At 38.7% G+C, this 10296-nt stretch carries 7 protein-coding genes; 2 read left to right on the forward strand and 5 right to left on the reverse strand.

The annotated features are described in order from the left end of the window. The first annotated feature begins 101 nt into the window (after positions 1-101). Both ABES52_RS15765 and ABES52_RS15770 read left to right on the forward strand, forming a co-directional pair. On the forward strand, positions 102-1022 hold the full coding sequence (locus ABES52_RS15765; protein ID WP_429652205.1) for a 1,4-dihydroxy-2-naphthoate polyprenyltransferase: 921 nt from the start codon (positions 102-104) through the stop codon (positions 1020-1022). 101 nt (positions 1023-1123) lie between these two features. After that, positions 1124-1834 (forward strand): TraR/DksA C4-type zinc finger protein, encoded by a 711-nt coding sequence (locus tag ABES52_RS15770; RefSeq protein ID WP_429652207.1) that lies wholly within the window; start codon positions 1124-1126, stop codon positions 1832-1834. An 81-nt stretch (positions 1835-1915) separates the two neighbouring features. Here the strand turns inward: ABES52_RS15770 and ABES52_RS15775 are convergent, their stop codons facing one another. The 5 genes from ABES52_RS15775 to glgB are packed head-to-tail and all read right to left on the reverse strand — an operon-like array spanning position 1916 to position 9851. Further along, a complete protein-coding gene (locus ABES52_RS15775; RefSeq protein WP_429652209.1) occupies positions 1916-4333 on the reverse strand; it encodes a glycogen/starch/alpha-glucan phosphorylase in 2418 nt (805 codons plus the stop codon). Beyond that, positions 4323-5774, reverse strand: coding sequence for a glycogen synthase GlgA (glgA, locus tag ABES52_RS15780; protein WP_429652211.1), 1452 nt, complete (start codon positions 5772-5774; stop codon positions 4323-4325). The genes ABES52_RS15775 and glgA overlap by 11 nt, the downstream gene beginning before the upstream one ends. Then, complete coding sequence (locus ABES52_RS15785; protein WP_429652213.1) at positions 5771-6799, reverse strand: GlgC family sugar phosphate nucleotidyltransferase; 1029 nt, start codon at positions 6797-6799, stop codon at positions 5771-5773. Before ABES52_RS15785 ends, glgA begins: the two co-directional genes overlap by 4 nt. Before the next feature lie 27 nt (positions 6800-6826). Further along, complete coding sequence (locus ABES52_RS15790) at positions 6827-7972, reverse strand: glucose-1-phosphate adenylyltransferase (protein ID WP_429652215.1); 1146 nt, start codon at positions 7970-7972, stop codon at positions 6827-6829. Further along, entirely contained in the window at positions 7860-9851 is a 1992-nt protein-coding gene (glgB, locus tag ABES52_RS15795; protein WP_429652219.1) for a 1,4-alpha-glucan branching enzyme, read from the reverse strand. Before glgB ends, ABES52_RS15790 begins: the two co-directional genes overlap by 113 nt. Positions 9852-10296: the final 445 nt, after the last annotated feature.

Genomic DNA, 10296 nt, shown 5'->3' on the forward strand with positions numbered 1-10296 from the left:
ATGAAAAAGTCATTGACACGTTTTACCCCTTTACCTACACTTTATTTTGTAACGAAATTGCAACAAGTAAATTGATAACGAATTACAAGGGAGAGGAAAATATGATAGGACAACCATCTCCTAGCGTCTCTAATGATCGTGGATGGGGAGTTTGGTGGAAATTAACTCGTCCACATACTTTGACCGCTGGGTTTGTCCCTGTTTTTTTAGGAACTGCATTATCCATCCAATATACGGAAATTAACTTTTCGTTATTTATAACGATGATGATTGCAACGCTCCTTATTCAGGCAGCGACAAATATGTTTAACGAATATTTCGATTATATCCGTGGATTGGATAATGAACAATCTGTTGGAATTGGCGGGGCTATCGTCCGCCATGGAATTGCCCCAAAAACGGTGCTCTATTTAGCGTATGCATTATTTTTTATTGCCTTATTATTAGGGGTATATATTTGCGCGAACACTTCCTGGTGGTTAGCCGTGATCGGACTTGTATGTATGGCTGCGGGATATTTTTATACAGGTGGTCCGATCCCGATTGCGTATACCCCATTTGGCGAATTAGCTGCAGGGTTTTTTATGGGAACGCTTATTATATTAATTTCGTTTTACATTCAAACGGAATTTATTAACGTAACAAGCATTTTGGTCACTGTTCCAAGCTTTCTTCTCGTTGGAGCCATTTTATTAGCGAACAATATACGTGACTTAGATGGAGACAAAGAAAATGGACGAAAAACATTGGCCATTTTAATAGGCCGTACGAAGGCAATTAAATTGTTAGCAGGAATGTTTATCGTCTCTTACATTTGGGTCATGGTTCTAGTTGCGTTTAATATTACCTCTCTTTGGTTAATGATTACCTTTTTAAGTATACCGAAAGCGGTAAAAGCCGTAAAAGGATTTATTGGAAAAACGAAACCAATTCAAATGATGCCTGCGATGAAAGCGACTGCACAAACGAATACACTTTTCGGCCTATTATTTGCCATTGGCCTACTTTGTAGCTACCTATAACAAATAGATATCGGGGAATGCCCCGATTTTTTCTTTTATCACTAATTTATTAACCGTTGGCTCATACTAAAGCTAAATGGATGGATAAAGGAAGTGAGAAAATGCTATCACCAGAAAAAATCGAACATTTTCGTCAACAATTATTGAACGAAAAACAACAGCTTACCCAACAATATGAACGAGACAGACTGAACATGTTCACCGTCAATGAAAGAGAAAATGTTGGTGAACTTTCTTCGTATGATAATCATCCAGCCGATTTAGGTACGGAGTTATATGAACGAGAAAAAGACATGGCCCTCCAAGACCATGCAGAGGGCGAAATCGGAAAAATTGAGGCAGCTCTACAAGCAATTGAAAATGGTGAATACGGCCGTTGCCAAGTTTGCGGAAAAGCGATTCCACTTGAACGGTTAGAAGCCATACCGTCCACTCTTTATTGCGTTGATCATTCACCTGAACAACAACCTGCAACGGATCGCCCTGTTGAAGAACAAGTTCTTGAACCACCAACAAAAAATTCATTCCGTCATCTACGTTATAAAGAAGTGAAGGATACAGAGGACAGTTTCCAAGAAAGTGCACGCTACGGGACTTCGGAAACACCAGCCGATTTTGTTGGGGATTTTGAAAATTACGGACATTTGTATCAAGGGGATGAATGGGATCGAGAAGGGTTTACCGAACAATTGGAATTCTTCATCGGAACAGACATCTATGGAAAAAATCGCAAAGTCTATCCAAATAAAGTCCATGAAGCTTATGAGCAAGTATTGGACAAAGAATGGCAAGATCAAGATTGGGATGAATGATATATACCAATCCAAAACGATGGGCTGACCTTCCAAAAAATGAAAAAATCAGCCCTTTTTTATTTATTGATTCCATTGTATTTAATTTGTTCCCCATGCTACCGGTTCATACGGTCCGATTTTCCATATCTCTTTCGCATACTCTCGAATCGTCCGATCACTTGAGAAATATCCAGATTTCGCAATATTGACTAAGCTTTTTTTATACCAATTTTGTTTATTTTGATAAGCCTTCCCTACTTGTTCTTGGATAGAAACATAGGATGAAAAATCACGTAACACAAAGTACGGATCATTATGTGACAATAATGAATCACGAATGATTTCAAATTCATTACCCGCTTTTGGGAAAAATCCATTCACCAATTGATCAACGACCATCTGAATCCGAGAATCATAATGATAATATTCCATCGAACGATAACCACCAAACCGTTGATATTGTAATACTTCATCAGCCGTCAGTCCGAAAATAAATATATGATCTTTACCTACGAGCTCAAATATTTCAATATTCGCTCCATCCATCGTTCCGACGGTCAGCGCTCCATTCATCATAAACTTCATATTCCCCGTCCCCGATGCTTCTTTACTTGCGGTCGAAATTTGTTCACTCACATCTGCCGCCGGTATAATTAATTCTGCCAGAGTGACCCTATAATTTTCTAGAAACACCACTTGTAATTTCTCTCTTACGGCTGGGTCGCGATTGATTTTTTCCGCCACCGAATGAATGAGCTTAATAATTTTTTTTGCAAAAAAGTAACCAGGTGACGCTTTCGCCCCAAAAATAAATGTCCGCGGGTGAAAATCAAACGTCGTGTCTTCTTTGATACGGTTATACAGATACATAATGTGCAAAATGTTCAACAACTGGCGCTTATATTCATGCATCCGCTTCACATGAATATCAAAAATCGAATGAGGATCTACCACTAATCCTTGATGTTCCTGAATGTACGCAGCTAACTTTTCTTTCCGTTTCTTTTTTACTTTACGAAGCTTTTTAATAAACGCTCCATCATTTCGAAATTTTAGTAGTTCTTCCAAATGAGAAGGATCTTTTATCCAACGCTCACCGATTCCTTCCGTAATGAGAGTAGATAACTCCGGATTCGCTTTTAACAACCAGCGACGATGGGTAATGCCGTTCGTCTTATTATTAAATTTTGTTGGGTAATATTCATGAAACAGCTTCATTTCCCGTTTCTTTAAAATTTCTGTATGGATATTGGCAACCCCATTCACACTAAAGCTACCGACGATAGCTAAATGAGCCATTTTCACTTCCCCATGAGAGATGATTGCCATTTTTTCGATCCGCTCCCATTCACCCGGATACCGCTCCCACAACAGTTGGCAAAAACGTTCGTTAATTTCTTCTACAATCATGTAAATACGAGGGAGTAGCGGTTGAAATAACCGAACAGGCCACCGTTCCAACGCCTCCGTTAATGTCGTATGGTTTGTATAACAAAACGTGTGGGTAACGATAGACCAAGCTTCCTCCCAGCCTAACTCATAATCATCTAATAAAATACGCATCAATTCGGGAATGGCCAGCACAGGATGGGTATCGTTAATATGAATACAAATGGATTGATGAAGCTGTCTGATGTCTCCGCCTCTTGATAAAAATGACCGAATAATTGAACGGACACTAGCGGAAACAAGGAAATATTGTTGCTTCAATCGTAAAATTTTTCCTTTATCGTGGGTGTCGTCCGGATATAAAAATTCGGAAATAGCTTCCGTTTCTCTTTTATACTTCATCACATCTTTGTACACCGGATACGGAGATGGTTCGGCACTCCACAATCGAAGCGTATTAACCGTTTTTCCTTCTAAACCAACGACTGGTATATCGTACGGAACGGCTGTTACATATTCTGCATCGAGATGGCGAAAACAAAGTCGTCCATCTTTTTCATACGGTTCGACCCACCCCCAAAATGGAATTTCAACGGCTAAATCTGCTTTTCGTACTTCCCATACATGTCCGTGTCGTAACCATTGTTCCGGAAGCTCCACTTGATAGCCATCGACAATTTTTTGTTCAAATAACCCGTGCTTATACCGAATGCCGCATCCATGACCGGGTAGTTGTAATGAAGCAAGCGAATCTAAAAAACAGGCGGCCAATCGACCGAGGCCACCGTTTCCTAAACCTGCATCGTGTTCAATTTCCTCCAACTGTTGATACGATATCCCGAGTTCGTCTAACCCTTCTACAACAAGCTTTTTAATTCCTAAGTTGATTAAATTTTGGGTTAACAAACGCCCTAACAAAAATTCTATGGAAAGATAATATACTTGCCGTTGATGTGTCGTTCGATACCGTTCGTTCGTTTCGATCCATGCCGGACTAATGTATTCTCGAACCATGTGTCCTAGCGTGACATAATGGTCATAAGACGTTGATTCTTGAAATCTTTTCCCACACATCATCTCCAGCTTTGATAAAAACGAACGTTTAAATTCTTCCTTATTAGAAAACATGACTTTCCCTCCTGGAGGTGATGTCCGCATACAATTGACTGTATTTAAAGGCCGATTGTGCCCAACTATAATCTTGTTCCATCGCTCGTTTCACAAGAACTTCCCATACTTCTTTCCGATTGTAATATTGAAGTGCCCGTCGAATCGTATACAACATATCGTGGGCATTGTAGTTGGTGAAGGAAAAGCCGTTCCCTTCCCCTGTATCGTCCCGGTACGCTCTGACCGTATCGTTAAGTCCACCTGTTTCCCGCACAATCGGAATTGTGCCATACTTTAAGGCAATCAGTTGCCCTAAACCACATGGTTCAAATTTCGAAGGCATTAAAAACAAATCAGAACCAGCATAAATTTGATGTGCTAACGGCTCATTAAAACCGATCGACACTCGTACTTTATCCGAATATTGGCTCGCTTTTTGTTGGAAAAATTGTTCAAATTCCCAATCACCCGTACCTAATATAATCAACTGAATATCCTCTTGAAGGAGTTCATCGAACAGATGGGTAACAAGGTCTAATCCTTTTTGTTTTGTTAACCGACTAATCATGGCGATGATTGGTTTATGACGATTCACCTCTAACCCAAACTTACGTTGCAATTCTTCTTTATTTTTCACTTTCCCGTCTAACTGATGGGGAGAATAGTGTTGCCAAATATATGGGTCGAAAAGGGGATTATAAAATTGGTCATCGATTCCGTTTAAAATACCTATGAGAGAATCTTTTCGCCAACGAAGTAACCCGTCTAACTTTTCTCCGTAATAAGGGGTTTGAATTTCCTGACAATACGTTGGACTCACCGTCGTGATATAGTCAGAAGATACTAATGCCCCTTTCATAAAATTCATGTTGCCATAAAATTCGAGATACTCAGGATGGTCATATTTCCGGTCTAAATTTAACAATTCCCAAATCACTTCACGCGGGAAAATTCCTTGAAACTGTAAATTATGAATCGTAAAAATGGTTCGAATACGTTGATATCCTTCACGGAACTGATAATCGACTCGTAATAAAAACGGAATCATTCCCGTGTGCCAGTCGTGACAATGAATAATATCGGGATAAAACGATAAATGTGGGAGACTCTCTAAGACAGCCCGGCAAAAAAAGGAGAAACGCTCCCCATCATCGTAAAATCCATACATTTTGTCTCGCTTAAAATAATATTCGTTATCGATAAAGTAAAAGATGACTCCGTCATGTTCAAAACATTCAATACCACAATACTGTTGACGCCAGCCAACTGATACGGTATATTCTGCAATTTTTCGCATCCTCTCCCGAAAGTGAGTAGGGATCATCCCATACTTCGGGAGTATTACTCGAACATCGGTTCCTAATCGTTTTAATTCTTTCGGTAACGAACCTGCAACGTCTGCAAGTCCTCCTGATTTAATGTATGGTACACATTCTGAGACAACAAACAATACTTTCACGAATTCATCAGCGCTCCTTGTATCGTTCCTTTTCGAATCACAATTGGTTGATCTTTATGTCCACGTAAACGTTCACCACTTTCAATTTTCACGTCTTTATCTAAAATGACGGCATCCAACTCACAATTCTCACCGATCATACCTTTTTGCATAATGATACTATTTTTTATGACGGTTCCTTTTCCAATATGCACTGCTCGGAAAATGATCGAGTTTTCAACATGCCCTTCAATGACACAGCCATTAGCAATCATAGAATTTTTAACAAAAGCCCCTGGAAGATATTGTGTCGGAGGTTCGTCTTTTACCTTTGTATAAATCGGATAGTCAGAAACAAACACTTGATTCCACACTTCTCGATTTAATAAATTCAAGCTCGTTTTGTAATACGTTTGAATGGAGTCAATCATGACGGCAAAGCCATTATATTCATACGTACAAACATTAAATGGACTTCTTAAATCCGTGACGACATCACGCATACACGTATACCCATATTTTTCACGGTTTTCAATTAAGTCAATGAGTAAGGACTTTTCAACAATATACATTTCTAACGAACGACCTTGATGACAAATTTCCGTAATGTCACAACCGACGTCGATATGACGTTGTAATATTGGGCGATAGTCCATATTGCAAACGGTAAAGCAATTGGAAATGAGCGCATATGTTTGGCGACTCCGATAAAAATAGTCGATATGGTGAGCAAAATGATTAAAAGAACCAATGCCTTGATACGTATTTTCTAATTTCGGTGATGGGAAGAAAAACAGTCCGTCTCGTTTCCGACTCAAATCCCAGTTTTTCCCTGAACCTAAATGATCCATTAACGAGCGATATTGAAATTTAGGAAAAATCGCGACACTTTGAATACCAGAATTAACCATGTTGGATAATACGAAATCAATTAACCGATATCTTCCGGCAAACGGAACGGCCGCTAACGAACGATGTAGCAGTAAATCCTCTAACGACTCGTTGTACGAAGTCGCATCAATCACACCAAGCATTGAATGACTCATTAAAATTTCAACCTCCTTGCTTAATCTTTACACATTGATTAAACGGTTAATTCGTTCTTCAGTGACGAGTATAACTTCTTCTCCATCCTCTGGGAGAATCGTTAAATCACTAGGAACATGGACATTTGATGGAACAATCGCGTTTTTAATAAATGCATTTTGGCCGACCCGCGCCCCAGGCATCACAACGGATTGTTCGACAATCGCTCCCTTTTCAACCGTCACGCCTTGGAATAGAACAGAATGCTTAATAATTCCCTCGACTACACACCCTTCATTAATAAGAGATCGTTCGACTTCGGCTTCTTCAGAAATGTATTGAGGTGGATGATCTGGATTAACCGAATAAATACGCCACGAATGGTCAAATAAATTCAGTTCACAATCTTCCCGTAACAAATCCATATTAGCTTCCCATAAACTCTTAACCGTTCCTACGTCTTTCCAGTAACCTTGAAACGGATAAGCAACTATTTTTTTCTTGTCTCGGAGTAAAAGAGGAATGATGTCTTTTCCAAAATCATGACAAGACTGAGGATTTTGGTGGTCACGTATTAAATATTCTTTTAGGAGTTTCCAATTAAAGATATAGATTCCCATTGACGCTAGATTATTCTTTGGTACGGCTGGTTTTTCTTCGAATTCAATAATTTCAAGGTCTTCGTTTGTATTCATGATGCCGAAGCGACTCGCTTCTTCCCATGGAACTTCAATGACTGAAATCGTCACATCCGCATTTTTCGAAATATGGAAGTCTAACATCTTGGAGTAATCCATTTTATAAATATGGTCACCAGACAAAATCAAAACATATTTCGGATCATACTGTTCTATATAATTAATATTTTGATAGACAGCGCTTGCAGTTCCTGTATACCAGCGTACTTCAGAAGAAACACTATATGGCGGAAGAACAGTGACACCCCCATTTTTACGATCTAAATCCCAAGCGCTACCGATTCCGATATATGAGTTTAAAACAAGAGGTTGATACTGGGTTAACACCCCTACTGTTTCAATCCCTGAATTGGTACAGTTACTTAATGGGAAATCGATAATTCTATACTTTCCTCCGAACGGTACTGCTGGTTTGGCCAAATCTTTTGTCAGTTCGTTTAAGCGACTTCCTTTCCCTCCTGCTAACAACATTGCGATACAATCGACTTTCACCATGTGCTAGACACTCCTTTCTTGTATTTACTGGTTGAAAAAAGATTGCAGAAAATGGCGGAATCGATATTTCAATGTGGTATGGCTTACCATGATAAACACCTTCTTTCGCATTGACTGCTTTTGGATTCGTGATGCCTGAACCTCCATATTGTTCGGCATCACTGTTCCAAATTTCTTGATAAGCACCTTTTTGTGGCACTCCTACTTTATATTGGTGATATGGATATTCACTAAAATTACAAATCACAACTAAAAATTCATCTTTATTTTTCGCTTTACGAATAAAGGAAAAAATTTTTTGCTCGTGGTTATTTACATCAATCCATTCAAATCCTTCCGGCTGATGATCCAACTCATACAATGGTTTCGATTGTTTGTAAAAAGCTAATAGATTCCGTACATACACGTTCATTTTTCGATGCATGTCGTAATCTAGTAAATGCCAATCTATTTCTTCTAAATCTTTCCACTCATCAAATTGTCCAATCTCTCCTCCCATAAAGAGCAGCTTCTTCCCAGGATGTGCGACCATATATCCATAAAGCAATCTCAATTGAGCGAATTTTTGCCAATAGTCTCCAGGCATTTTATTAAGTAATGATTTTTTTCCATGTACAACTTCATCGTGTGAAAACGGGAGGATAAAATTCTCAGAAAAGGCGTAAATAAGAGAAAACGTCATTTTCGAGTGAGCGCTCGACCGTTCTGCAGGTGGTAGCTCCATATAGGTCAACACGTCATTCATCCATCCCATGTTCCATTTATAATGAAACCCAAGTCCATCTAAGTGAACCGGAGCAGTTACACGTGGATAATCGGTAGAATCCTCAGCTATCATTAATACATGTGGATCATATTGACCAACAGCACGATTGAGTTTTTGTAAAAAGGAAATCCCATATGGATTAACGGTGCAGTCATGAGAATTGGGCCAGTAAATAATTTTGGACACGGCATCTAACCGAAAACCATCAATGTGGTAATAGTCCAACCAGTAAATCGCATTAGAAATCAAAAAGCTATGTATTTCATTTTTTCCTAAATCAAAATTTGCAGTTCCCCAAGTGAAATTCTCACGATCACGTTCTTCAGGATATTCGTACAAATAATGCCCATCAAAGCGATACAATCCATGAGCATCTTTACAGAAATGTCCTGGAACCCAATCTAATATGACACCAAGGCCGTGCTTGTGACACTCATTCACGAAATACATCAAATCATGCGGAGTCCCATATCTGCTTGTCGGTGCAAAATATCCCGTGCTTTGGTATCCCCATGATCGATCAAACGGATGCTCCGTTACCGGTAATATTTCAATATGAGTAAACCCTAGTTGCTTAACATATGGAACAAGCTCTTTTGCAAGCTCTCGATAAGTTAAAAACTCGTTCCCATGTTTCTTTTTCCAGGTTCCAAGATGAACTTCATAGATAAACATAGGTTCCTGATAAACAGGCTTTTGGATTCTTTTCCTTAACCATTCTTCATCATCCCATTGAAATCCAGACAAGTTATAGATGATTCCAGCCGTATGTGGACGTAGTTCGGTATAAAACGCAAATGGGTCTGTTTTATGAAAGACATGACCTTCTTGTGACTCGATTTCGTATTTATAAAGATGCCCCGTTAAATCTTGAGGCACCGTTAACATCCACACTCCTTCTCGATTGAGACGAGTCATTTCATACTCTCTTCCATTCCAATGATTAAAGCTCCCTACCACTCGAATACGCTTCGCATGAGGAGCCCAAACACAAAAGCGCGTTGAAGTTTGCTCACGATTTTTGATTATATGAGCACCAAACAACGTATATGCCTGAAATAAATTTCCTTCATGAAACAGATGAAGCTCAAAATCAGTTGGAGTTTCATACATGACCTTCACATTTCTCACCTGCTGAAAAATTATTTATACATCTCTATTTTGTTTTCACAACCAAAATTCCTTTCTTTATAATTAAAAAATTTCCGACAATTTCATACATGAATTTACATCTTACGAAAAAAACATGATGTTAAGCGTTTTCACAAGTAAATGTAAGCGTTTCAACAAGAAAAAGGATGTCGAATGACGTCAAAAATTTTGTTTTGAAGGATGAAAAATTATTATTCTAGAAATAACTTTTTAAAAAACATTTTGGAAAGGGCTAATGGATAAAAACGGAAATTAACATAACAGCTTACCAAAAAAAGGGTTCTATACAAAATGTTGAGGTAAAGAATTTCATAAAATAAGGCTCAATAATAAATGTTGGGGTTTTCATACAATTTTGGTTAAAAAAAAGACACGCAACCCCGTCATTCTTTTATACTTGAATTGT

Source organism: Aeribacillus pallidus (assembly GCF_050478865.1).
In the GTDB taxonomy this organism is placed as follows: domain Bacteria; phylum Bacillota; class Bacilli; order Bacillales; family JACDOC01; genus JACDOC01.